This is a genomic window from Bradyrhizobium sp. CCBAU 45389 (genome assembly GCF_028128625.1).
Lineage (GTDB): Bacteria > Pseudomonadota > Alphaproteobacteria > Rhizobiales > Xanthobacteraceae > Bradyrhizobium > Bradyrhizobium liaoningense_B.
Genome location: NZ_LBIY01000091.1, coordinates 114,653 through 139,309 on the forward strand (window position 1 = coordinate 114,653; position 24,657 = coordinate 139,309).

General features: G+C 65.0%; 23 protein-coding genes. 5 read left to right on the plus strand and 18 right to left on the minus strand.

Going from position 1 to position 24,657, the window contains the following annotated elements; translation table 11 throughout:
• Positions 1–92: 92 nt before the first annotated feature.
• From lnt to murJ, 14 genes are all read right to left on the minus strand, one after another.
• Complete coding sequence (gene lnt / locus XH79_RS21800; RefSeq protein ID WP_271582866.1) at positions 93–1,706, minus strand: apolipoprotein N-acyltransferase; 1,614 nt, start codon at positions 1,704–1,706, stop codon at positions 93–95.
• Positions 1,703–2,821 (minus strand): hemolysin family protein, encoded by a 1,119-nt coding sequence (locus tag XH79_RS21805; protein WP_245003623.1) that lies wholly within the window; start codon positions 2,819–2,821, stop codon positions 1,703–1,705. Before XH79_RS21805 ends, lnt begins: the two co-directional genes overlap by 4 nt.
• 1 nt (position 2,822) lies before the next feature.
• Positions 2,823–3,311 carry an rRNA maturation RNase YbeY gene (gene ybeY, locus XH79_RS21810; RefSeq protein ID WP_442869966.1) on the minus strand — a complete coding sequence of 163 codons (489 nt, stop codon included), beginning with the start codon at positions 3,309–3,311 and terminating at the stop codon, positions 2,823–2,825.
• An 81-nt stretch (positions 3,312–3,392) separates the two neighbouring features.
• The gene (locus XH79_RS21815; protein ID WP_271582868.1) at positions 3,393–4,388 is read right to left on the minus strand and encodes a PhoH family protein; all 996 of its coding nucleotides are present in this window, start codon (positions 4,386–4,388) and stop codon (positions 3,393–3,395) included.
• A 64-nt stretch (positions 4,389–4,452) separates the two neighbouring features.
• Entirely contained in the window at positions 4,453–5,847 is a 1,395-nt protein-coding gene (gene miaB / locus XH79_RS21820) for a tRNA (N6-isopentenyl adenosine(37)-C2)-methylthiotransferase MiaB (RefSeq protein ID WP_271582869.1), read from the minus strand.
• 167 nt (positions 5,848–6,014) lie between these two features.
• Complete coding sequence (locus tag XH79_RS21825) at positions 6,015–6,419, minus strand: hypothetical protein (protein WP_271582870.1); 405 nt, start codon at positions 6,417–6,419, stop codon at positions 6,015–6,017.
• Positions 6,379–7,119 (minus strand): HAD family hydrolase, encoded by a 741-nt coding sequence (locus XH79_RS21830; RefSeq protein WP_271582871.1) that lies wholly within the window; start codon positions 7,117–7,119, stop codon positions 6,379–6,381. Before XH79_RS21830 ends, XH79_RS21825 begins: the two co-directional genes overlap by 41 nt.
• A gap of 4 nt (positions 7,120–7,123) precedes the next feature.
• Positions 7,124–7,579: a Fur family transcriptional regulator gene (locus XH79_RS21835; protein WP_011083619.1), complete on the minus strand. Its 456-nt coding sequence runs from the start codon at positions 7,577–7,579 to the stop codon at positions 7,124–7,126.
• A 39-nt stretch (positions 7,580–7,618) separates the two neighbouring features.
• Entirely contained in the window at positions 7,619–8,104 is a 486-nt protein-coding gene (rimI, locus tag XH79_RS21840; protein ID WP_271582872.1) for a ribosomal protein S18-alanine N-acetyltransferase, read from the minus strand.
• Entirely contained in the window at positions 8,101–8,793 is a 693-nt protein-coding gene (gene tsaB / locus XH79_RS21845; RefSeq protein WP_212340232.1) for a tRNA (adenosine(37)-N6)-threonylcarbamoyltransferase complex dimerization subunit type 1 TsaB, read from the minus strand. The genes rimI and tsaB overlap by 4 nt, the downstream gene beginning before the upstream one ends.
• 191 nt (positions 8,794–8,984) lie before the next feature.
• The gene (locus XH79_RS21850; protein ID WP_271582873.1) at positions 8,985–9,554 is read right to left on the minus strand and encodes a NifU family protein; all 570 of its coding nucleotides are present in this window, start codon (positions 9,552–9,554) and stop codon (positions 8,985–8,987) included.
• A 487-nt stretch (positions 9,555–10,041) separates the two neighbouring features.
• The gene (locus XH79_RS21855) at positions 10,042–10,536 is read right to left on the minus strand and encodes a universal stress protein (RefSeq protein WP_211403446.1); all 495 of its coding nucleotides are present in this window, start codon (positions 10,534–10,536) and stop codon (positions 10,042–10,044) included.
• A 75-nt stretch (positions 10,537–10,611) separates the two neighbouring features.
• Entirely contained in the window at positions 10,612–11,664 is a 1,053-nt protein-coding gene (trpS, locus tag XH79_RS21860) for a tryptophan--tRNA ligase (protein ID WP_212340237.1), read from the minus strand.
• Between the two features lie 91 nt (positions 11,665–11,755).
• Entirely contained in the window at positions 11,756–13,288 is a 1,533-nt protein-coding gene (gene murJ, locus XH79_RS21865; RefSeq protein ID WP_271582874.1) for a murein biosynthesis integral membrane protein MurJ, read from the minus strand.
• A 125-nt stretch (positions 13,289–13,413) separates the two neighbouring features.
• On the opposite strand from murJ, the gene XH79_RS21870 reads away from it, so the two are divergent.
• The gene (locus XH79_RS21870; RefSeq protein ID WP_212340239.1) at positions 13,414–14,415 is read left to right on the plus strand and encodes an adenosine kinase; all 1,002 of its coding nucleotides are present in this window, start codon (positions 13,414–13,416) and stop codon (positions 14,413–14,415) included.
• Between the two features lie 156 nt (positions 14,416–14,571).
• On the opposite strand, the gene XH79_RS21875 is transcribed toward XH79_RS21870, so the two are convergent.
• Positions 14,572–15,765: a serine hydrolase domain-containing protein gene (locus XH79_RS21875; protein ID WP_271582875.1), complete on the minus strand. Its 1,194-nt coding sequence runs from the start codon at positions 15,763–15,765 to the stop codon at positions 14,572–14,574.
• Between the two features lie 344 nt (positions 15,766–16,109).
• Here XH79_RS21875 and XH79_RS21880 point away from each other — a divergent pair, with 344 nt between their 5' ends.
• Positions 16,110–16,430, plus strand: coding sequence for a hypothetical protein (locus XH79_RS21880; RefSeq protein WP_063685845.1), 321 nt, complete (start codon positions 16,110–16,112; stop codon positions 16,428–16,430).
• Between the two features lie 107 nt (positions 16,431–16,537).
• On the plus strand, positions 16,538–18,031 hold the full coding sequence (locus tag XH79_RS21885; RefSeq protein ID WP_271582876.1) for an NAD-dependent succinate-semialdehyde dehydrogenase: 1,494 nt from the start codon (positions 16,538–16,540) through the stop codon (positions 18,029–18,031).
• Positions 18,032–18,065: 34 nt separating this feature from the next.
• Here the strand turns inward: XH79_RS21885 and XH79_RS21890 are convergent, their stop codons facing one another.
• Positions 18,066–18,983: a LysR family transcriptional regulator gene (locus XH79_RS21890; RefSeq protein WP_271582877.1), complete on the minus strand. Its 918-nt coding sequence runs from the start codon at positions 18,981–18,983 to the stop codon at positions 18,066–18,068.
• 139 nt (positions 18,984–19,122) lie between these two features.
• Here XH79_RS21890 and XH79_RS21895 point away from each other — a divergent pair, with 139 nt between their 5' ends.
• Together XH79_RS21895 and XH79_RS21900 are read left to right on the plus strand one after the other, a co-directional pair.
• Complete coding sequence (locus XH79_RS21895; RefSeq protein ID WP_271582878.1) at positions 19,123–20,112, plus strand: zinc-dependent alcohol dehydrogenase family protein; 990 nt, start codon at positions 19,123–19,125, stop codon at positions 20,110–20,112.
• A 163-nt stretch (positions 20,113–20,275) separates the two neighbouring features.
• Complete coding sequence (locus tag XH79_RS21900) at positions 20,276–21,019, plus strand: MBL fold metallo-hydrolase (protein WP_271582879.1); 744 nt, start codon at positions 20,276–20,278, stop codon at positions 21,017–21,019.
• A gap of 258 nt (positions 21,020–21,277) precedes the next feature.
• Here XH79_RS21900 and XH79_RS21905 read toward each other — a convergent pair whose 3' ends face one another.
• Together XH79_RS21905 and XH79_RS21910 are read right to left on the minus strand one after the other, a co-directional pair.
• Positions 21,278–23,488 carry an SLC26A/SulP transporter family protein gene (locus tag XH79_RS21905; protein WP_442869967.1) on the minus strand — a complete coding sequence of 737 codons (2,211 nt, stop codon included), beginning with the start codon at positions 23,486–23,488 and terminating at the stop codon, positions 21,278–21,280.
• 203 nt (positions 23,489–23,691) lie between these two features.
• The gene (locus XH79_RS21910; protein ID WP_271582881.1) at positions 23,692–24,606 is read right to left on the minus strand and encodes a phosphoribosylaminoimidazolesuccinocarboxamide synthase; all 915 of its coding nucleotides are present in this window, start codon (positions 24,604–24,606) and stop codon (positions 23,692–23,694) included.
• Positions 24,607–24,657 lie beyond the last annotated feature (51 nt).

Consider the following 24,657-nt stretch of genomic DNA (forward strand, 5'->3'; position numbering starts at 1 on the left):
GCGGGTGCAGAATGAGGAACCCGCCTGCAATCTGTCAACCGTGGGACTACGGTTGTCAAAGGATTCCGGCCGCCTCGGCGACGACGGCGCGATCAGGGGTGCCGTTTGGCAACACGTCGGCGGACCGCGAGTATCACGCCGAGCGCGACGAGCATGGCTGCGGGCACATCGCCTAGCCGCACGTAGACGGTCGGTGGTATCGCGGCGGGCAGGCTTGCATCCAAAATGCCTTCGATGCCGAGACCGAGGCTGGCGACGGTTCGTCCGACCGGATCGATCACCGCGGAGATGCCGGTATTGGCGGAGCGGACCAGCGGCAATCCGAGCTCGATCGCGCGCATGCGTGCCTGCTCCAGATGCTGATAGGGACCGGTCGAGATGCCGAACCAGCCGTCATTGGTGAGGTTCACGATCCAGCCGGGACGTTCGTTTCGTCCTGCCACCTCACCGGGAAAGATGGCCTCATAGCAGATCAGCGGCAGTGCCGATGGTGCGGTGGGGACCGGCAGTGCATGCCGCACGCTGCCGGCGATGAAGCCGCCACGCACACGCGTCAGCTGCTCGAAACCGAGCTTCTCCATCAACTCCTGATAGGGAAGAAACTCGCCGAACGGCACGAGGTGCAGCTTGTCGTAGACCGCGAGCACGCTGCCGTCGTGATCGATCACGTAGATCGAATTGTAGGCGCGCGTGATCGGCGTTCCCCGCGGCAGGTCGGGCGCGCGCACCGAGCCCGTGATCAGCACCGTGCCCTTCGGCAACAGATCGGCGATTTGCGCCATCGCGTCGGCTTCGCGGGTCAGGAAGAACGGGAAGGCGGATTCCGGCCAGATCAGGATGGTGGCATCGCGCACGCCGGTCGATTGCGGTCCAGAGGCGCGGTCCGACAGCGCGAGGTATTTCTTCATCACCTCCGCTTTCGCAGCATAGTTGAACTTCGCGTCCTGCTGCAGGTTCGGTTGCATCAGGCGCAGCTTGGCGCCAGCGACCATCGTTGTCGGATTGAGCGACAGGCGGATCGCGCCGAAGATGCTCATGACAATCAGCAGTGCGATCGCTGCGGCCGGTGCGCGCCACGCCACGCGGCGATCGGGCGTGCGGTCGATCAGAGCCGCGGGGCTCGCAAAGATCGCAACCGTCAGGAAGGTCATGCCCCACAGGCCGATCAGCGAGGCCGTCTGCGCCAGCGGCAGCGGCTCGGACAGCGCGTAGCCGAACGCGTTCCAGGGAAAACCGGTCAGCGCATGACCGCGCAGCCATTCGGCGATGGTGAGGCTTGCCGCGAGCGCAAGCACGCGCGTGGCGTTCTTGGTCCAGAGCAGGCGCGCCAGCGCAAATCCGAGCGCCGTGAAGATGGAGAGATAGGCCGGCAGGCCCAGCACGGCGAACGGCGTCAGCCAGGCGAAGATGTCGGCGTCGACGAAGAAGGCGTAGCCGATCCAGTAGAGGCCGGGGACGAAATAGCCGAGACCGAACCAGTAGCCGGTCAGCGCCGCGGCGGGGATGCCGCCATATCGTCCGGCGCCGGTGCCGTCGATCAGCCAGACCAGCACCGGAAAGGTGATGAACAGCACCGGGAAGAGGTTGAACGGCGCCAGCGCCAGCACCGACAGCGCGCCGGCGGCCATGGCGATGACGGCGCGCTTCCATCCCCAGGTGAGGATGATGGCAAGCGCGATCTGCCGAAGTCGCTGCAACGGACTCACTGCGGGCCGGTCCCGTCGCTCGGCGGCGGGGTCGGCGTGTCACTGGCCGGCGGCGGGCTGCTCTCCGGCGCGGCCTCGCGTCGCCGGCTCTCGCGCTGGGTGCGCGGCGCGGGACGTTCCTTCCGCGTCGAGATCCGCAGCCGCTTGACGCGGCGCGGATCGGCATCGAGCACCTCGACCTCGTAATTGCCGGGGCCCGAGATCACCTCGCCGCGCACCGGCAGGCGTCCGACGAAGCTGACGAGATAGCCGCCGAGCGTCTCGACCTCCTCGCCGGCCTCGCCGGTGACGAAGTCGGCGCCGATCACGGTGCGGACGTCGTCGAGGCTGGCGCGGGCATCGGCGATGAAGGCGTTGTCCGGCAGGCGCACGATCGAAGGCGGCTCGTCGCTGTCGTGCTCGTCGTCGATCTCGCCGACGATCTGCTCGACGATGTCCTCGATCGAGACCAGTCCGTCGCTGCCGCCATATTCGTCGACGACCAGCGCGAGGTGGATGCGGGTGGCCTGCATCTGCGCGAGCAGGTCGATCGCCCGCATCGACGGCGGCACGTAGAGCAGCTTGCGGATGATCCGCGCATCCTCGAGCGGCATCGCCAGATCGACCGCGCGCAGATCGAGGCCGGCCGGCAGCGGCTTCTTGCGCTTGGTCTTGGTGGCCTCCGACACGCGCGCCCGCACTGTCATGAAGGCGAGCAAATCGCGGATGTGGACGATGCCGACGGGATCGTCGAGCGTCTCGTTGTAGACGACGAGGCGGGAATGGCCGGCGCTCTCGAAGCGGTCCATCAATTCGCCGAGCGGGATGTCGCGCTTCACCGCGATGATGTCGGCGCGATGCACCATGACGTCGGCGATGCGGCGCTCGTGCAGGCCGAGGATGTTGCGCAGCATGGTGCGCTCGACGGCGGAGAAGCCGGTGTCGTCGGGCGTCGTGGCGTCGAGCACGACCTGGAGATCGTCGCGCACCGATCCCGCCTTCCAGCCGAACAGCGTGCGGATGGCGCGCAGCAACCAGCTTTCCGCGGTCGGGCGCAGCACCTCGCCTGATGTCACCACGGCCGGCAGGTTGGGCGTGTTGCGGGGATTGTCGTGGGTTGGCTCGGAGTCGGGCATCTCAGTGCGTCCCCGGGCGGTCGGCATAGGGATCGGGGATGCCGAGATGGGCGAGGATCTCAGTTTCCAGCGCTTCCATCTCCTCGGCGTCGTCGTCGTTCTCGTGGTCGTAGCCGATCAGGTGCAGGAAGCCGTGCACGGCGAGATGGCTCAAATGATGCTCGAACGGCTTGTGTTCCTCGTGCGCCTCGCGCCGCATGGTCTCGTAGGCGATCGCGATGTCGCCGAGCATGCGCGGCGCATCGCCTTCCTTCCATTCGCCTTCCGGCTGGAGCGCCGGAAACGACAGCACGTTGGTCGGCTTGTCGATGCCGCGCCAGTTGCTGTTGAGGGTGCGGATGCCGGCATCATCGGTCAGCATCACCGCGACTTCGGCGTCGGCAACGTCTTCGTCGACGCTCTCGGCGGCGGCGGCGACCGCGCGCTGGATCACGGCTTCGGAATCGGGCTCGCGCTGCCAGCAATCGGCAACGACGAGGACCTCGGTCATGGGAAGGTTCGGATGTGACATTGTCTTTGTTCGGAACGAAGAGCGCCGTGTCTGCGCCCTCTTGGTCCGGCTGTTGTCCCGTCAGGATTTATCGGTGGCCGGCCGCTGCGGCGAACCCTCATAGGCGGCGACGATCCGCGCCACGAGCTCGTGGCGGATCACGTCCTCGGCTTTGAAATGAACTTGGGCAATGCCTTCGACGCCGCCGAGCAGGCGCGTTGCCTCGGCAAGACCCGAGGTCTGGCCGTTCGGCAAATCGATCTGCGAGGGGTCGCCCGTCACGATCATGCGGCTGTTCTCGCCGAGACGCGTCAGGAACATTTTCATCTGCATCGACGTGGTGTTCTGCGCCTCGTCCAGGATGATGGCGGCATTGGTGAGCGTGCGGCCGCGCATGAAGGCGAGCGGCGCGATCTCGATCTCGCCGGTCTGCAGCGCGCGCTCGACGATGCGCGCGTCCATGAGGTCGTAGAGCGCGTCGTAGATCGGGCGCAGGTAAGGATCGACCTTCTCGCGGAGATCGCCGGGCAAAAAGCCGAGCCGCTCGCCGGCTTCCACCGCCGGGCGCGACAGGATGATCTTGTCGACCTCCTTGCGCTCGAACAGCTGCGCGGCATGCGCGACCGCGAGCCAGGTCTTGCCGGTGCCGGCGGGGCCGATGCCGAACACCAGTTCGTGGCGCTTCAGCGCGCGGATGTAGGAGTCCTGCGCGGCCGTGCGCGCGCGCACCGGGCGCTTGCGCAAATTGATGCTGTCGAAGGTGGACTTGGCCGACTTGGCGTCGAACTCGAACAGCGAGCCCTGGGCGATCACGGCGCGAATCGCGCCCTCGACCTCGCCCTGGTCGAGATCCTGCCCCTTCACGGCCTGCGCGTAGAGCGCCTCCAGCACGCGGCGCGCGGCATCGCAGCCGTCGCGCGTGCCGCCGATGGTGATGTGGTTGCCCTTGGAATCGACGACGACGCCGAGCCGCCGTTCGATCTGCGCGAGGTGCTGGCCGTAAGGGCCGACCAGGGCGGAGGCGGCGCGGTTGTCGTCGAAATCGATGACGACCTGGGTCTCGGGCGGAACTTGCATGTCGCGGTCAAATTTGCGGCTGGGAGCGATAGAAGACGAATCCGATGCGCTTTTTGGCAAGGGTTCAGGCTCCAGTGGCTTGCGATAAAGCGGGCTCGCGCGCGGTGCGCGGTGTCGCGAGCTCGCCGAGGAAGCTGTAGCGCTCGAGGCTGTCGATTCTGACAGGCAGGATTTGTCCGATGATGTCGGGCGAGGCCATCACATGCGCAGGTTGGAGAAAAGCGGTGCGGCCGACGATCTGGCCGTCCTTGCGCGCCGGACGCTCGAACAGCACATCGACCGTCGAGCCAATCGCAGCCTTGTTGAAGGCCGATTGCTGGCTGTCGATCAGTTCCTGGAGCCGCTCCAATCGCTGGTCCATCTCGGCGGGGGACACCGTCTCCTGCATGTCCGCGGCCGGCGTTCCCGGCCGGGCGGAGTATTTGAACGAATATGCTGCAGCGTAGCCGATTTGCGTGACAAGCGCGAGGGTGGCGAGAAAATCTTGCTCGCTTTCGCCGGGGAAGCCGACGATGAAATCTGATGAAAAAGCAATGTCTTGGCGGGCGGTACGGAAACGGTCGATGACACGCCGATAATCATCGGCGGTATGTTTCCGGTTCATGGCGGCGAGAATCCGGTCCGAGCCCGACTGCACCGGCAGGTGCACGAACGGCATCAGGGCATCGAGATCGCGATGCGCCGCAATCAAACTGTCATCGACGTCGCGGGGGTGGCTGGTCGAATAGCGCAGCCGCGCGATCCCCGGAATCGCCGCCAGATGCTCGAGCAACCGGCCAAGCGGCCAGGTTTTTCCGTCCGGCCCCTCGCCGTGATAGGCGTTGACGTTCTGGCCGATCAGCGTGAGCTCACGCACGCCATTGTCGGCGAGCCGCTTCACGTCGTCGACGATCCTCGCCACGGGGCGCGAGACTTCGGCGCCGCGGGTGTAAGGCACGACGCAGAAGGTACAGAACTTGTCGCAGCCTTCCTGCACGGTGACGAAGGCGGAAATGCCGCGCGCGCGGATCGCGGCGGGCTTCGGCTGGGCCAGGAAGCCGAACTTGTCCTCGGCGGGGAATTCGGTCTCGATCGCGCGGCCTTCGTTGCCGGCGCGCTTCAGGAGCTCCGGCAGATGATGATAGCTCTGCGGTCCCACCACGACGTCGACGACAGGCGCGCGGCGCACGATCTCCTCGCCCTCGGCCTGCGCCACGCAGCCCGCGACCGCGATCTGCATCGCGCGGCCCCCGCGCGCGGCCTCGTCCTTGGCGACGCGCAGCCGCCCGAGCTCGGAATAGACCTTTTCCGAGGCCTTCTCGCGGATATGGCAGGTGTTGAGGATGACGAGATCGGCCTCCTCGGCGCTCGCCGTCTCCACGAATCCCTCCGGAGCCAGCGTGTCCACCATGCGCTGGGCATCGTAGACGTTCATCTGGCAGCCATATGATTTGATGTGCAGCTTGCGCGGCGGCGTCATGGAACCCGAAATGGCGGTGGAGGACGGCCCTCAGATATAGGCTGGAGGGCCGAAAATCCAGCGAATGGGTCCCCAAGAAAGGCATTCGGGGCGCCGCCAAAAGGGGATAAACCGGGAACTGCCTTCAAAATGGACCGGAATGGGCCTCGCTTCGCGTGGATTTCGCGCTAGACGCGAGGGGTGGAGAGCCATTCCCGCCAAAACGCTTCCTGCGCGTCGACCGAGGCCGGGATCACATCAGGCCCAGAGGTGAAGATTTCGACCAGGTCGGCCATGCGAGCATGGACGCCTTTCTTCATCCGATATGCCTTGAGCCCCGCGCCCATGTCCCTCGCCATTCCGGACGGATACACATTGAGGCTGGCGCCGTAGCAGAACGGAATGAGGCCCTCGCGCTCCAAGTGACGGCGGATCAGGCACAGCGCCTCGAAGAAATCGGGGGCCTCTGATTCGATCGTCTTTCCGCGGTAGGTGCACGTCAGCTTGCAGACGGGACCGATTTCGTACTCGGTGAAGATTGCCCTTTCGTCCTCACTGGCGCCGATCAGAGCAATGTCGTGTTGTCCGTCCATGGTGCCAGCACGCTGATCGCGACCGAGGCTTGGTCATGCCGACGCTTTGCCGGACCAGCTCCGGCAACTGCCTCATATCGTCGAACGTCAATTCGGCGCCTGCGGCCCGCAGCCGTTCGGCGTGACCCGGCGGGCAGTGGCTGCCGCCGTGAAAGCCAAGCACGGTCATCCCGGCGGCGTGCGCGCCGGTCACCCCAGGGACGCTGTCCTCGATCACAACACACCGTTCCGGCGCCGCTTTCATCTGCTCGGCGGCAAACAAAAACAGATCGGGCGCGGGCTTGCCGCGTGCGACCTGGCTTGCGGAAAAGATGTTCGGAGCGAGCAGGTCATAGAGCCCGGCGCACGTCAGGCCGTGATGGATCTTCTCCGGTGTGCCGCTCGACGCGACGCATTTGGGCAAATCGATCGCGCCGATCGCTGCGGCGACATGGGTGATCGGCTGGAGATTGCTGGCGTAGAATTGCAGCGTGGCTGCACTCACCTGGCTCTCGAGATCGTCGGGAAGACTGCGGCCGATCTCCTGCTCGACCATCCGCCGCGCGTCTTTCTCGGAGACGCCGAGGAAGCGCACCAACACCTGCTCCGACGTGATCGGATAGCCGTGCCGCGTCAGCACATCCGCATGCGCGCGACAGGAAATGACCTCGCTGTCCACGAGCACGCCGTCGCAATCGAAGATTATCAGTTCGACAGCCACTAGATCAGGACGTCGGCTTGTCGTCGTCGAGCGGGACGCAATAGAGCTCGAGCCGATGGTCGACCAGCTTGTAGCCGAGCTTGCGGGCGATCTCCGCCTGAAGCTTCTCGATCTCTTCGGAGGTGAATTCGATCACCTTGCCGTCGCGCAGATTGATGAGGTGGTCGTGATGGCTGTCGCGCATCGTCTCATAGCGCGCGCGGCCCTCGCGAAAATCATGGCGTTCGATGATACCGGCATCCTCGAACAGCTTGACGGTGCGATACACGGTCGAGATCGAGATCTTGTCGTCGACGGCAACGCAGCGCCGGTACAATTCCTCGACGTCGGGATGATCGACCGCCTCCGCGAGCACGCGGGCGATGACACGGCGCTGCTCGGTCATGCGCATGCCGGTGGCGGCACAGCGCGCCTCGATGCCGGACGCCTTGGATGCGGAAGAGGGTTTCAGTGCGGTCATGATCTGTCTGCCTGACGGGGCGCTTTCTGCCATCCGATGTTACGACAAGTCACGTCGCATCAGAAGGGCGTTCAATTGTTCCCCATTCGGCTGCTTATAGTAGCGTTCGCGGCGTCCGACCACCATGAATCCGGCCCGGTCGTAGAGTCGCCGCGCCGGCTGGTTATTTTCCTCAACTTCGAGAAATATCGTGCGCACGCCGCGCCCCGCGAGATGGCCGAGATGGGTCATCAGCAGCATGCGGGACAGGCCGCGGCCGCGATGCGCCTGGTCGACCGCGACCGAGAGGATTTCCGCCTCGTCCGCGCCGATCCGCGAGACGGCAAAGCCGATGATCTTGCGGCCGAGGCGCAACCGATGCACGAGCGTGTTGCGCTCGCTGATCATGCTCTCGAACTCGCCTTCGCCCCAGCCATGCGCGAAGGAAGCGCCGTGTAGCTGCGCCAGCCGCGCGGCATCGCGCAAGGAAACCGGCTCGACGGCGGCCGTGCCGCCGCGCCACCATTCCGACAGCCATCCCATCATGAGCTTGCGGCTTGTGCGAGCGGCGGAGTTGCGGCCGGCTTTGCGTCGGGCGCCTTCAGGTAGAACGGCCGCGCCGGATTCGTTTCGGGATCCGCCGCAGCGCCGAGCCATGCGACCCAGCCGATGTCGGGGGCGGGCTGCGCGTCGACAGCGACCGGCGGCGGCGCATCCTTCGGCCAGCGATCGGCGAGGATGTTTGCGGCATTGCCGACCAGATGCGGCGCGCCGAATTGCGAGGCCGCGATCGCATCATTGATGGGCGCGATGCCCGGCCGCACCAGCAGGCTGCCGTCGCCGGCGACGACCTGGAAATAGACGTGATCGTGCCGCGCATCGATCGCGGAGATCACCGGCGCCGGTTTGCTCTGGCCAACGACGGTGGCGGCATAGGCCGACAGCGTCGTCAGCCCGACCGCCGGCCGTTTCGCCGCCAGCGCAAGGCCGCGCGCGGCCGAGATGCCGACACGCAGGCCGGTGAAGCTGCCCGGGCCGACGGTGACGGCGATGCGGTCGAGCGAGGTGAAGGCGAGATTGGCCGATTGCATCACGCGCGCGATCATCGGCATCAGTGCCTCGGCGTGGCCGCGCTTCATGAGCAGCGATTCTTGCGCGAGGAGCTCGCCGGCGTCGGTGTCGAGCACGGCCGCCGCGCACGCCTCGAGCGCAGTATCGATGGCAAGGATCAGCATGGAATAGCGAATGGCGAGTGGCGAATGGAGAGCAGTCTAGCGAACCGAGCGCCTATCCGCCATTCATCACGCACGATTTGCAGGCCCCCAAATGCCCTACTTCGTAGGGTGGGCAAAGCGAAGCGTGCCCACCACAACCGTTTCCGTGGGCACGGCGCAAGCGCGCCTTTGCCCACCCTACGACAGCTCGCTCACATCGGCCGGACTTCGACCACGTCGGGGACGAAGTGCTTGAGCAGGTTCTGGATACCGTGCTGGAGCGTTGCGGTCGATGACGGGCAGCCGGAGCAGGCGCCCTTCATGTTGAGATAGACGATGCCGTCCTTGAAGCCGCGGAAGGTGATGTCGCCGCCGTCATTGGCGACCGCCGGCCGCACGCGGGTCTCGATCAGATCCTTGATCATGTCGACCGTCTCGGCATCGGCCTCGTCGAAGAACTCGTCCTCGTCGTCGAGATCGACATCGCCCTGCGCTTCGCCGCCGGCGAGCAGCGGCGCGCCGGACATGTAGTGCTCCATGATGGCGCCGAGGATCGCGGGCTTCAGCTGCTGCCATTCACCGCTCGCCTTGGTCACGGTGATGAAGTCCGATCCATAGAACACGCCGGTGATGCCGGGCACGTCGAACAGCTTTTCGGCCAGCGGCGAACGCACAGCCGATTCGCGGCTCGCAAACTCCATCGGGCTGCCGTCGACCACGACGCGGCCGGGAATGAATTTCAGCGTGGCGGGATTGGGGGTGGCTTCTGTTTGAATGAACATGGTTTTCTCCAGACGTCGCCGGTTCAAGGCCGGCGCGTGCTCTATCACCTAGCAGATGGCGACGGGGAACGCACGGTCAAGGGGAGGGGGCAATTTCGCTTATAAATTTCAGTGAGTTAGGGCGCTTCTTACCCTCCCCTGGAGGGTAGGGCTATCGCATATGGAAGAATGCTTATTGTGCGAGGCACTTACGAAGAGGTTCTTTCGACCGGCGTCGTTCGCCTTTCGCGGTTCGATTCTGTTTTGTTCTCGGTCCGATTCCGAGGCCCGCTCGCGTCGCGTAGGTGCAACGCTGAACCAAGCCGCGGAAGAGACTCGGGAATTTCCATATGCGATAGCCCTACCCTGGAGGGGGAGGGTCGGCGCGAAGCGCCGGGGTGGGGCAATCTCTCCGCACGGGCACTGTTGGTTGGGGAAACACCGTCACCCCACGCTGCTCGCGCTGCGCGCGATCGACCCTCCCCCTCCAGGGAGGGTAAGAGACCACCTACGACAGCGAATCCACGCTTTGGTCGCTCAGGGCGCCCGAGATGATCGTCACCGGCACCGGGAACGTGCCGAGCGCATGCGCCAGCAGCGCGACCAGCGGTCCCGGACCCTCCGCGCCGGGATTGGCGGCGAGCACCAGCATGGCGATGTCAGGGTCCTCGTCGATGACAGCGAGCAGCTGTTCCATCGCGGCGCCTTCGCGGATCACCCGTTCCGGTGTGATTGCGGCGATGCCGTTGGCTCTCCCGGCGGCGCGGTCGAGCGCGGCCTCCGCGGCCTCCTGCGCCTCGGCGCGCATGATGTCGGCGACCCCAAGCCATTCCTGGGTTTGCTCCTCGGGCTCGATGATGCGCAGCATCACCACGCCGCCGCCGGCCCGGATCGCCCAGCGGCTGGCGTAATAGACCGCACGATCCCATTCGGCGCTGTCGTCGACGACGACGAGGCATTTGGGCTTGTGACCCGGCTCGAAGCAAAGTCGCTTGCTGGTCATGCATGTCCCGGCATGTGCACGGCCGGCATGCTGCCACACTCCCGCAATGTTTGGGAGAGGCGAAGCGGCCGCGCCTTAGCGCCGGCGGATGAAGCCGACGATGTCCTTCGAGAGCTTCATGGTCTCGTCGGCGATGGCGCGGGCCCGGTCGGAACCTTCGTTCAGGATCGTGTCGATATGGCCGGGATCGGCGACGAGGCGCTTCATCTCGCCGGCGATCGGCGCGAGTTTTGTCACGCACAGCTCCGCCAGCGCGTTCTTGAAGCTGGAGAACTGGCCGCCGCCGAAATCGCGGAGCACGTCGGCCTTGGAACGGCCGGAGAGCGCGGCGAAGATGCCGACGAGATTGTCGGCCTCGGGGCGGGCTTCCAGGCCCTTCTCTTCGGTCGGCAGCGGCTCCGGATCGGTCTTCGCCTTGCGGATCTTCTGCGCGATGGTGTCAGCATCGTCGGTGAGGTTGATGCGCGAATTGTCGGAGGCATCCGACTTCGACATCTTCTTGGTGCCGTCGCGCAGGCTCATCACGCGCGTCGCCGGGCCCGTTATCAAGGGTTCCGGCAGCGGGAAGAACAGGCCGTCATTGGCGCCGTGGCTGCGGATCGAGTCGCCGAAATCGTTGTTGAACTTCTGCGCGATGTCGCGCGAGAGCTCGAGATGCTGCTTCTGGTCCTCGCCCACGGGAACGTGGGTGGCGCGGTAGAGCAGGATGTCGGCGGCCATCAGCACGGGATAGTCGAACAGCCCCACGGACGCGTTCTCGCGGTCCTTGCCGGCCTTCTCCTTGAACTGGGTCATGCGGCCGAGCCAGCCCATGCGCGCGACGCAGTTGAAGATCCAGGCGAGCTCGGCGTGTCCCGAGACCTGGCTCTGGTTGAACACGATGTGCTTCTTCGGATCGATGCCGGCGGCGATGAACGCCGCCGTCACCTCGCGAGTGTTGCGCGCGAGCTCGACCGGTCCGCCCCAGACGTCCACGCCTTGCGTGATCGCGTGCATGTCGACGACGCAATAGATACAGTTGTGGGTTTCCTGCATCTTCACGAAGTTGACGATGGCGCCGAGATAATTGCCGAGGTGCAGATTGCCCGTCGGCTGGACGCCCGAAAAGACCCGTTCAACGAATGGCATGGTCAGCCTTCCCAAAGGTATTTGGCCGTCGTTTCCAACAGCGGCGCTGCTCCGTCAAGGGTAATTCGATGGCCGGCATGCCGGGGCTGGGCTAGGCAGGCCGCTTCAAGGCGGCAGTCGCCTCGCGCCAGGAGGCGGCGCCGAGGATTTGCAGCAGCAGGCCGTAGACGGCGATCCCGGCCGCGATCTGCACGCCCAGCACGATGAAGCGGATCAGGCCATGCGCCTCGGCGGGCATCAGATCCGCGGAGAGCCAGAGCAGGGCGCCCATGGCGGCCGCGGCGAGCACGATCCGTGGCAACCGCTTGCGGGCGCTTGCATCGATCGAGAAGCCGAATTCGCTGGTGCCTTTCCGGAGCAGCGAGATCGCGCTGCTCCAGGCCCCGGCCGCGATGCTCGCCGCGATCCCGCTGGCGCCGAGGAAATGCCCGAGCAGCACGGCGAGCGCGACCGCGACCATAAAGCCTTTGGCCGTGGCCATGAGCGGCGTCATGGTGTCGCTGCGGGCATAGAACGCCGGCGACAGTGCCTTGATCAGCACGTGGGCCGGCAGGCCCAGCGCCAGCCACATCAAGGCATGCGCAGTTGCGGTGCTGTCGTCCGCGCCGAAGGCGCCGTGCTCGAACAGCAGCCGCACGATCGGCTCGGCCAGCACGATCAGGCCGAGCGTCGCCGGCAGCGCCAGCCCGGCTGCAAGCTCCAGCGCGCGCGATTCCGCATGCGCCACCGCCTCGCGGTCGCCGCTGGTGACGGCGCGCGTCAGCTCCGGCACCAGCACGGTGCCCATGGCGACGCCGACGATGCCAAGCGGCAGCTCGATCAGGCGGTTGGCGAAATAGAGCCAGGACACGGCGGACGGCGTGGCCGACGCAATGATCGCGCCCGCGACCATCAGCCATTGCGGCCCCGAGCTTGCGATCATGCCGGGAATGGCCTTGGCGAAAAAGCCGCGCATCTCCTTGTCGAAGCTGACGCGGGGCGGTGTCGCAAGATTCGCACTGCGCTGCGACAGCAGCATCAGCAGTTGCAGCAGGCCGGCGATGCCGACGGTCGCTGCCAGCATCCATGCTGCGAAGGTCGCGTCGGCATGCCCGACGAGCAGCGCTGCGATCGCGGCGATCAGCGCGATGTTGAACAGCAGCGGCGAGAAGGCCGTGAGCGCAAAGCGTCCTTGCGCGTTCAGCAACCCCATCAGCACCGTGACGGGCCCGGCGAAGGCGAGATAGGGCAGCATCAGCCGCGCATTCGCGACGGCGAGATCGAGCGTGCCGCTCCCGAGAAAGCCCGGCGCGATGATCGTGATGATCAGCGGCATCACGAGCGCGATGACGATCGAGATTGCAATCAGGCCGCCGCTGACGGTGCCGAGCACGCGGCCCGCGAAGGCGGATGCCGCCGCTTCGCCGTCGCGGTCACGGACGCGCAGCCAGGCCGGGATCAGCGCCGCATTGAGCGCACCCTCGCTGAGCAGCCGTCGCACCACGTTGACGAGCTGGAACGCCGCCAGAAACGCATCCGCCACCGCGCCGGTGCCGAGCAGTGCGGCAATCATGGAATCGCGCGCAAAGCCCAGCAGCCGCGAGGCCAGTGTTCCCGTCGAAACTGTCAGGAAGGAGCGGATCATCGAGCGTACATAATACCGTTGCTTGCCCCTGCAGGGCCGGTCGTGATAGGCCGCGAGCCAGATTTCAGGCTGACAGGAAGCGGATTTCCGCAAGGATCGCAATCCGCCAAACAGGATCAAGGTGAATGGCTGACGTGAAATATGACGTTCTCGGGATCGGCAACGCGCTGTTCGACGTGCTGGTCAGGACCGACGAAGCCTTTCTGGCCAAGCACGGCATGACCAAGGGCAGCATGTCCCTGATCGACGAGGCGCGCGCCGCCGCCATTTACAAGGACATGGGTCCGGCAACGGAAGTCTCGGGCGGATCGGCCGCCAACACCATCGTCGGCATCGGCAGCCTGGGGGCGCGCGCGGCCTATGTCGGCAAGGTCAAGGACGACCAGATCGGCAAGCTCTACGTCCACGACATCCGCGCCGCCGGCGTCGCCTTCAACACGCCCGCTGCGACGGACGGGCCCGCCACCGGCTGCTCCTACATCCTGGTCACCGATGACGGCGAGCGCACCATGAACACCTATCTCGGCGCGGCGCAGGACCTGTCGCCGGCCGATATCGATCCGGCCGAGATCGCGTCCGCCGGCATCGTTTATCTCGAAGGCTATCTCTGGGACCCCAAGAACGCCAAGGATGCCTTCGTCAAGGCGGCCAAGATCGCCCATGACGCGAAGCGCAAGGTGGCGCTGACGCTGTCGGATTCCTTCTGCGTCGATCGCTATCGCGACGAGTTTCTCTCACTTATGCGCAACGGCACCGTCGACATCGTCTTCGCCAACGAGTCCGAGCTGCACTCGCTCTACACGACCTCGGATTTCGACACCGCGCTGAAGCAGCTGCGCAACGACGTCAATCTCGGCGTCGTCACCCGCAGCGAGAAGGGCTGCATGGTGGTGTCGTCGGAAGACGCCGTCGCAGCGCCCGCCTTCCCGGTCGACAAGGTCGTCGACACCACCGGCGCCGGCGACCTCTTTGCCGCCGGCTTCCTCTATGGCCTCGCGCGCAATCTCGCCTACAAGCAGTGCGGCGAGCTCGGCGCGCTCGCGGCCGCCGAAGTGATCCAGCACATCGGCGCACGGCCGCTGGTGTCGCTGAAGCAGCTCGCCGGCCAGCGCGGGCTGACAGTTTAAGGCCAGCTCGCGCCTCATTCACCGGTGTCGTCGCCCGGCTTGACCGGGCGACCCAGTACGCTGCGGCTTCTCGATTTATCACTGCCGTCTCTGGAATACTGGATCCCCCGCTTTCGCGGGGGATGACAGTCATCGCGCGGTGAGAGGCGTGCTAGCTCACGCCGCCTTCTGCCCGCTCCCCGCATCGAGCCCGGCATAGATCCCGCGCTCGAAGCCCGCGAATGCTTCCAGGCACTTGCCATCCGCGAACGGCAGCAGCTGCATCAGGATCACGCCGGTGACGTCGCGCGAGGGATCGATCCAGTAATAGGTGTTGGCGAGGCCCGCCCAGGCCAGACTGTTCGCGCTGCGGCCCTCGGGCGTCTTGGCGGTGTTGATGAGGAAGCTGAGGCCCCACTTCTTCACCTGGTCCGGATAGAGGTCGACATCGTTGGTGTACATCGGCGCCACCGAGGTCATCTTGGTGACGTTGAGATCGCCGATGTGGTTCTGTCCCATCGTCGCGACCGTGTCGGCCTTCAGCACCTGATTGCCGTTGCCGCGGCCCTTGTTCAGGATCATCTGGGTGAACTTGATGTAGTCGCCCGCGGTCGAATAGAGGCCGCCGCCACCCATGTGGAATTCCGGCTCCTGTTCGAGCTCGAACGGGATCGCCGCGAGCTGGCCGTCCTCGCCGCGCGCATGCATGCCGACCAGGCGCTTGCGCATGCTGTCGGTGATCTTGAACGCCGTGTCGCTCATGCCGAGCGGGGCGAACATATTGTCGCGCAGGTAGGCGTCCAGCCGCTTGCCGCTGACGGCCTCCACCGCCTTGCCGACGAAATCGATGTTGGTGCCATACTCCCAGCGCGTGCCGGGATCGGACGCGATCGGCGTCTTCAGCGCCGCGTTCTGGCAGGTCGTGATCGGCGGCGTGCCGGTCTTCTCCAGATAGGTCGCGATATCGCCGTTCCACATGTTGTAGCAGAAGCCGGCGGTATGGGTCATGAGGTGACGCAGCGTGATCGGCTTGCTGGCCGGCCGCAGCTTCGGCTCGCCCTTGGCATCAAAGCCTTCCAGCACCTGCGGCTTGGCGAGATCGGGCAGCACGTCGCCGATCGGCTTATCCAGCGACAGCTTGCCCTGTTCGACCAGCTGCATCGCGCCTGCCGATGTCACCGCCTTCGTCATCGAGGCGATCCAGAACACGCTGTCCAGCGTCATCGCATCGGGCTTGGAGAGGTCGCGCTTGCCGAACGCGCCCTGATACAGCACGTCGTTACCGCTCGCGGCTATCGCGACGACGCCGGGAATCTCCTTGGCATCGCTGGTCTTGCGCAGAATCTCGTCGATCTGGGCCTGGCTTTGCATGCGCGTTTCCTCCGGTTTGATTATTGTTGGAAGTGATCGATTGTCCTCCCGCGGCTCGCGCGCGGCAAGCGCCTCCACCTTCGCGACGGTCGCGATGTCGTGACTTGACGGCCCGCGCCCTACGCAGGACGACAAGGCAGCTGGGCGGCAACACTCCGTCACAATCTGCGGTGGATGACCGCAATGAGCCGTGACCATGGATGGGTCCCGGCGATATGTTTCGCGTGTTTGGAAGCACTTGAAACATTTTGTGCGTTGCGACGTTCAGCACTCGGCCGATCGACGGCCGACGTTAAGACTTGATGCAAATTTGGCAGCCGGCACCCGGCCGCGGGGGACCTCAAATGATTTCGACCTGGAGCGAATGGAAGCGCTATCCCCGTCCCGGACGGGGCGACAACCTTGAGGCGCCGATCTCGCCCGGCATTTACGAGGTCCGTGTCGCCGGCACCGGCGCACTCTATTCGTTCGGCGCGGTCGACAATCTGGCGCAGTCGCTGGCGCTGCTGCCGGTCGGCTCGAAATCCTGGTTCGGTCGCCGCGACACCTCCGACGTTCCCGATCTCGAATACCGGACCTGCGCGACGTCCTCCAAGGCCGACGCCAAGGCCGCCGCCGAGCGCATGATCGGCCGGCGCGAGACCTATATGAGCGGCGCGGCGTAAGGCCGCTCTCTCTTTACCTACAGGCAGATGTGCGTTGCGGGGCGGTGCATTGCGCGCCGCCTGTCCCTATATTCCGGGCCAATCCGATCGCCCTCAGGGAGAACGCCATGACCCCGACTGCCGCCGCCCGCGCCACGCAAGCCACCGCCACCCTGCGCGACCGGTTGAAGGACCCCTCGCTGCTGAAGGAAGCCTGCTATATCGACGGCGCCTGGGTCGGCACGCCGGTCTTTGCCGTCAACAATCCCGCCACTGGCGTCGAGCTCGCAAAGGTCCCGCAGCTTGGCGCGGACGACACGACCAGGGCGGTCGAGGCCGCCGAGCGTGCCTTCCCGGCCTGGGCCAAGCACACCGCCAAGCAGCGCTCCAACATTTTGCGCAAATGGTTCGAGCTGATCACCGCCAACCGCGAGGACCTTGCGTTGATCCTCACCTCCGAGCAGGGCAAGCCGCTCTCCGAGGCGCTCGGCGAGGTCGATATCGGTGCCGCCTATATCGAGTTCTTCGCCGAGGAAGCCCGCCGCGTCTATGGCGAGACCATTCCGAGCCAGCGGCCCGATGCGCGTCTGCTCGCGATCAAGCAGCCGATCGGTGTCTGCGGCGCGATCACGCCGTGGAATTTCCCGAACTCGATGATCACGCGAAAGGTCTCGCCGGCGCTCGCGGCCGGCTGCACCGTGGTGCTCAAGCCCGCCAACGAGACGCCACTGTCGGCGCTGGCGCTCGCCGTGCTCGCCGAGAAGGCCGGCATCCCCAAGGGCGTGCTCAACATCATCACCGGCGATGCGCCGCCGATCGGCAAGGTGCTGTGCGAGCATCCCGCGGTGCGCTTCGTCGGCTTCACCGGCTCGACCGCGGTCGGCAAGATCCTCTACCAGCAGGCTTCCGTCGGCGTGAAGCGGCTCGGCCTCGAGCTCGGCGGCAACGCGCCCTTCATCGTGTTCGACGACGCCGACATCGATGCTGCCGTCGAAGGTGCGATCGTCTCGAAATATCGCAACATGGGCCAGACCTGCGTCTGCGCCAACCGCATCTACGCCCAGGACAAGATCTACGACGCGTTCGTGCAGAAGCTCTCGAAGAAGGTCGCGGCGATGAAGATCGGCGACGGCACTGAGAGCGGCGTCACGCAAGGGCCGCTGATCAACATGAAGGCGGTCGACAAGGTCGAGCGGCACATCGCGGATGCCGTGAAGCGCGGCGCCAAGGTCGTCACCGGCGGCAAGCGCAGCGAGCTCGGACGCTCCTTCTTCGAGCCGACGGTGCTTGCCGACGTCAAGCCGGACTCGCTGGTGTCGCAGGAAGAGACCTTCGGTCCGCTCGCGCCTGTCATCCGCTTCAAGGACGAGGCCGACGTCATCGCGATGTGCAACGCCTCGCCGTTCGGTCTTGCCTCCTACTTCTACTCCCGCGATCTCGGCCGCGTCTGGCGCGTCGCCGAAGCGCTGGAATCAGGCATGGTCGGCGTCAACACTGGCCTGATCACGACGGAAGTCGCGCCCTTCGGCGGCGTCAAGGAGAGCGGCCTCGGCCGTGAAGGCTCGCGTCACGGCATGGAAGAATATGTCGAGATCAAATACGTGATGATGGCGGGGGTGTAGCCGCCGTTGTTGCGGGCTTGCGAAGACCGCGTCGTCAGGGTGAACTGATCCACGGACTGTCCACACCGACGACGATGCTCTTCGCCCAATCGATGAAGACCCGCACTTGAGGAGCCAAATGCTCGCGTGCTGGAAACATGATCGACAGCGGGCGATGGACCGGCCGCAATTTCGGGAGGACCCGCACAAGCTCTCCGCTCTTCAAGTGGTCTTTGACGACGCAACCGGGCACCTGGATAAGCCCCATGCCGGCGAGAGCGCACGCAAGGAAGGCTTCCGTGTCGTTCACGAGGATGCCGGTTTCAAGGCGCAGTTCGCGCTCGCCCGGTCCCTGCGGGAGACGCCAGGGGATCGCGATATGGCCTCTGCCTGAAAAATAGTTCACCGCGAGATGATCACTGAGGTCCTCGATACTCTCCGGAGTGCCGTACCTGTCGAGGTAGGCCGGTGATGCGCAGATCAACATGGCCATCTTGGCGAGAACGCGCCCGACGAGACTGCTGACTGGCAGATCGCCTATCCTCAAGACACAATCGACACCCTCAGCGATCAGATCGACCGGCTGATCGCTGACGCCAAGAATGAGATCGATATCCGGGTATTTCGCCTGGAAGTCCGGAAGATTGGGAATGATCAGCGGTTTCGCGATCGCGACCGGGATGTCGACGCGCAGGCGTCCTTTCGGAGCATCGCCCACGCCGCCAAACAGGTTCCGCGCTTGCCCGACCTCGTTCAATATTGCGACCGCGCGATCATGAAACAACCGCCCTTCACTCGTCAGCGAGGTCTGGCGCGTCGTTCGATGCAGCAGCCTTGCGCCGATTGACGCTTCCAGTTCGTTCACGGCGTTCGTGACCGTTGGACGGGTCGCGCGCAGGGCCTCGGCCGCCCGCGTGAAGCTCCTGTTCTCCGCCACGGCCACGAAGACCCTCAATTGCTGCAGAAAGTCCATTCGTCTCCGCCGTGCGGGTCAATCGGCTCGCCCTCGATTGTTATCATATACCATAACAATCAAGTTCAAATTTCATCGCTTCAGACGAACAAAGCGTGAGGCTATTTCCGGCTCCCCGAATGATCCGGAAGGGCAGCAGATGGCTCGAATTGTTCGCTTTCACGACTATGGTGACCCCGACGTTCTCAAGATCGAGGACGTCGATGTCGCGGCTCCCGATGCGGGCGAAGTCCAGATCGACGTGCGCGCCATCGGGCTCAATCGCGCCGAGATCATGTTTCGCCGCAACGCCTACGTCCAGCACGCACAGCTGCCCAGCCGATTGGGCTATGAGGCTGCCGGTGTCGTCAAAGCGGTTGGCTCGTCGGTGAGCGATTTCCGTCCGGGCCAGTCGGTGAGTGTCATTCCGACGGAAGATATGGCGCGATGGGGCACCTATGGCGAAGTCATCAACATTCCGGCCCGCCATCTGGTGGTGCATCCCGAAAACCTCACCTTCGAGCAAGCCGCTGCGTCGTGGATGAAGTACGTCACCGCGTGGGGCGCGCTGATCGAGCAAGCGAAGCTGACGGCGGGCGACTATGTGATCGTCACCGCGGCCTCCAGCAGCGTCGGGACTGCGGCGTTTCAGATCGCGCGTGCGGTGGGAGCAACGGTCATCGCGACGACGCGGACTTCCGCGAAAAGCAAGGCGTTATTGGATGCGGGCGCCCATCACGTCGTCGCAACCGCTGAGGAGGATCTCGTCTCGCGGGTGATGGAGATCACGAACGGCAAGGGAGCGCGCGTCGTCTTCGATCCGATCGGCGGTCCTGCCATCGAGCAGTTGGCAAATGCGATGTCTCATCGGGGAATTCTGCTCGAGTATGGCGCCTTGAGCCCGGACGTGGGCGCGTTCCCCCAATTCGCGGTGCTCGGGAAGAGCCTGACGATCAAGGGATATCTGTACAACGAAGTCGTGGCTGACGATGACGCGCTGGCGCGGGCGAAGCAGTTCATCTCGGATGGCCTTTCATCCGGGAAGCTGACGCCGGTGATTTCCCGAAGTTTCAAGTTCGAACAGATCCAGGAGGCGACGCGCTTTCTGGAGTCGAACGAGCAGATCGGAAAAATCGTCGTCACTGTTTGAGACGCGCAACGCAATTGAGGGTGATGGAATGACGAACGCGAACAACTGGCAGGCCCCCGGCCTGAACCGGCGAAGGATCGGCGACTATGTCGTCACCGCTATCGTCGACGGCATCGTCGGCGTGCCGTTCGATCTCCTGTCGGGAATAGGACCCGATGAGGCGATGCGCATGACGGTGGCGGCGGGACGTCCTTCGTCATCTGCGATGACCGTCAGCACCTATCTGATCGAGGGAAACGGCCGGACCATATTGGTGGATGGCGGTGGCGGCGGCATCAACGGTTGGGGCGGGCGACTACACGCGTCGCTTGCCGCGGCCAATGTGAATCCGTTCGCAATCGACCAGGTTCTCCTGACCCACGCCCATCCGGATCACATCGGAGGTCTCGTCGGAGCGTTGCCGTCGGCGCCCCAGTTTCCCAACGCCGAAATCGTGATGCACGACGCCGAATTCGCTTTCTGGACGGATGATGCGAACCTCAATCAGGCCCCGGATCCGGTCAAGCCGTTCTTTCACGCCGCCCGCGCCGCATTCGCGGCATATGGCGCCCGGCGCCGGACGGTCAGCGCGGGGCAAGTCGCGCCCGGCATCATGATCGAACATCTGCCCGGCCACACCCCGGGGCATAGCGGCTATCGGATCGATGGCGGCGGTGCGTCCCTGCTCATCTGGGGTGACATCGTTCATTATCCGGACATCCAGGTGCCCAGACCCGAGGTGACGATCGCGTTCGACGCGGATCCGCAGGCGGCGGCAGAGACCCGAAAGAAAATCCTGGAAAGAGTCTCCGCGACCGGCGAGCTCGTCGCCGGAATGCACCTGAATTTCCCCGGGTTCGCGCGGCTGTCGAAGAAGGGACGGTCGTTCGAGATCCGTCATGAGCCCTGGTCCGCGGAGCTCATCTGACGCGCTCTCCTTCGTCGTCCTGGCGAAAGCCAGGACCCATTACCCCAGGGAGAAGTTTGGCGAAGATTGGTGGTCCGGTACTCGCACCGCTCGCAATCGATAGATTCCGCGGTATGGGTCCTGGCTTTCGCCAGGACGACACCGAGGTTGTAGCGCGCTAACGGCTTTACCGCCTTAGCTTCGTAGCCTGGATGAGCGCAGCGACATCCTGGGTCTCAGCTCCCGCATATCGCTGCGCTCATGCGGGCTACGCGTCCGTCACCGCCTCAACACCGCAATCATCCGGTTCGCAAATGTCAGCCGCTCGGCCATGACCGACACGAAATAGGTCAGCAGCTTGTTGCTGAGCGCGGGGGCTTCGGACTTGATCGCGTCGAACTGGTGGATGTTGAGCACGTAGAGCACGCTGTCGACCTCGGCCTGGATCGTCGCGCTCCGCGGCGTGCGTGAGACCAGGCCCATCTCGCCGATCGTGGTGTAGCGGCCGAGGCTGCGCACGCGCGTGGTGCGGCCGTCGTCGGCGGGAATCATGATGCCGACACGGCCGTCGAGAATGAAATGCATGGAATCGGCGGGATCGCCCGCCTTCACGATGACCTCGCCGGCCTCGACCTCGATGCGCTGGCAGCGGCGGATCAGCTCGTCGGCATCGTCCTCGCTGCCGAGGATGCGCGCGAACCAGTCGCGCAGGCTGGCTTCTTCCCGCGCCAGGTCCTGATGCTGCGAGATGATCTCGTTCTCGCACCATTCCAGTGCGTGATCGAGCTCGGGGATGATGGTGACGCCCTCGCCGATGAAGTCGCTGGCGCGCAGCACCTTCTCGGCCGAGGTCGACAGATGCACCAGGATCAGCTCGACGCCGAGATCGGCCGCGCTGCGCTTGATCTGGGCAAAGCTGTAGGCGGCCGACGAATCCACCCCGGTGACGAGCTTGAAGTCGAACAGCAGAAAGCGGCATTCGGGACGCTCCTGCAGCAGCTGCTTGACGTGCTGGTAGAGCCGGTTGGCGGAGCCGAAGAACAGATAGCTCTGCAGGTTCAGGCCCTGGATCTTGCCGCCATGGGCCAGCAGCACGTCCTGGTCGTCGCGGGAACGGTCGAGCGAAGAGCGATATTCCGAGCCGTCGAAGCTGTATTTGATCGACTCCACCCTGGCGGCGCTGAACGCAAACGTGGCGCAGCCGATGATCACGCCGATCAGGATGCCCGGCACGAAACCCCAGGTCACGATGATCGCGATGATCGCGAGCAGCGAGAGATATTCGAGCTTCGAAAGCCGCCTGCGCGATTCGATGATCCATTTGTGCAGCTGGTCGGCGCCGAGATAGAGCAGCAGGCCGCCCAGCACGAATTTCGGGATGAAGCCAAGCAGCTGCGGCGCGATCGCAAGCATCAGCAGCGACAGCGCCGCGACCGTGAGGCCGGACAGGCGGCCGCGGCCGCCGCTGCTGAAATTGAGGACGGAGCGGCTGATCGAGATGCAGCCGGCATAGCCGCCGAGCGCGCCTGTCAGCATGTTGGCGGCGCCGGTGACGTTCAGCTCGCGTTCCAGATTGGCTTCGCGATGCACGGCGACTTCGATCCCGGTGGTGTTGAACAGCGTGCTCGAAGCCGTGACGAAGATGACGGCGACGAAATTGGCGAGCAGGTCGGGTACGGCGAACCAGGGATAGTGGACGAGACCCTCGGCATGCCAGGGCATCATGAAGGCCGCCTGCGGCGGCGCCTGGAACGTCCAGCCCAGAGCGCGGGCCTCGCCGAGCGAGATGCCGGTGACCCAGAATGCCAGATGCGCCGTGAGCACGCCGCCGATCAGGATGACCGGCAGGCCGAAAGGGCTGCGCGAGCGATGCCAGGTCAGATACAGCACCAGCGCCATGACGCAGGCGGCACCGAGCTCCAGCAATGTCGTGCCGTTGACGAAATGCAGCAGCGTCGCGACGGGATGATCGGTGATGACGCGGATCGCACCCATGACGATCAGGAGTCCGGTGGCACCGAGGAAGCCGCCGACCACGGGGTAGGGCACGTAGCGGATGGCGCGGCCCATCCGCGTCAGGCCCAATCCGCACAGCACCAATCCGGTCAGCACCGTCGACAGGCCGATTGTGATCAGGATCGCCGACAACAGCGGCGTCGACGGGTTGGCGGCCTCGATTTGTTCGAGCACCGAGGCCGCCAGAATTCCCGTCACGGCGGCGGTCGAGCTATCAGGGGCGGCGACCGCGAAGGGCAGGGAGCTGCCGAGCGCGACGACGGCGGCAAGCGCCGCGGAGCTGATGAAGGTCGCCGCGATGCCGTAGGACAGATAGGGCGACAGCGGGCCCGTAAAGATCAGCAATGCGTAGGAGAGCCCGAAGGTGATGGTCAGGACGCTGGCAGCGCTGCCACCCAGTATGTCGTTCAGCGCACGCTTGAGAACCGGCTTGAACCGCGGGTGCGGACTGAGAGTCATCGCTGGGTCGGTCACGTCCTGGCGCTCGCCCCTGAAAAATCCTGTTTGAGACGACGACAGGCTTAGCGCAACAGGCTTCTTGTCGCTATGAAATATCCGGCGGTTTTTGCTGCTGTGACGGTGCAGCCCCCTCTACTGCGGTGACGGTGCAGCCTCATGCTCAACCGTCGTCCCGGCCTAGTGCGCAATTGCGCACTAGGCCGGGACGACGGATAGGCTTAAATCTTCAACTCCGTCCCCGTCACGCGCCGATACGCTTCCAGATACCTTTTGCTGGTCGCCTCCACCACGCTCGCCGGCAGCGGCGGCGGCGGGGCATCGCCGTTCCAGCGGCCGGCGCGGCGCTCGACGTCGAGATAGTCGCGCAAGGGTTGCTTGTCGAAGCTCGCCTGCGGCTGGCCGGGCTTGTAGGAATCGACCGCCCAGAACCGCGAAGAATCCGGCGTCATGACTTCGTCGATCAGGATGATGCGGCCGTTCTTGTCGCGGCCGAACTCGAACTTGGTGTCGGCGATGATGATGCCCTGCTCGCGCGCCAGCTCCTCGCCGAGCGTGTAGATCGCGCGCGTCATGCTCTCGAGCGTGTAGGCGACCTCCTCCCCGACCACGTCGCGCATCTTCGCGATGGTGATGTTCTCGTCGTGCCCGGTCTCGGCCTTGGTCGCCGGGCTGAAGATCGCCGGGTCCAGCTTCTCGCTTTCGACGAGGCCCGCCTTCAGCTTCTCGCCCGCGAGCGTGCCTGAGGCCGCATATTCCTTCCAGGCCGAACCCGAGAGATAGCCGCGGATCACGCATTCGATCGGGAACACGGTGGTGCGCTTGCACAGCATGGCGCGGCCGAGGATCTCGGCGCGGTGCGGCTTCAGGACAGGCACGGCCGCGATGATCTCGTCGGTGTCGGCGCTGATCATGTGATGCGGCACCACGCCCTCGAGCTTGCCGAACCAGAACGCACTGATCTGCGTCAGCACCGCGCCCTTCATCGGAATGGTCTCGCCCATCACGACGTCGAAGGCGCTGATGCGGTCCGTGGTGAGCAGCAGCAGGCGGTCGTTGTCGACGGCATAGATATCGCGCACCTTGCCGCGCCCGATCTTGGTCAGGGGCAGGTCGCTGGAGAGCATGGCGGTCATCGGAAGATCTTTCGAGCAGGACATCCGGCCGCGCCTGATGGCACGGCCGGA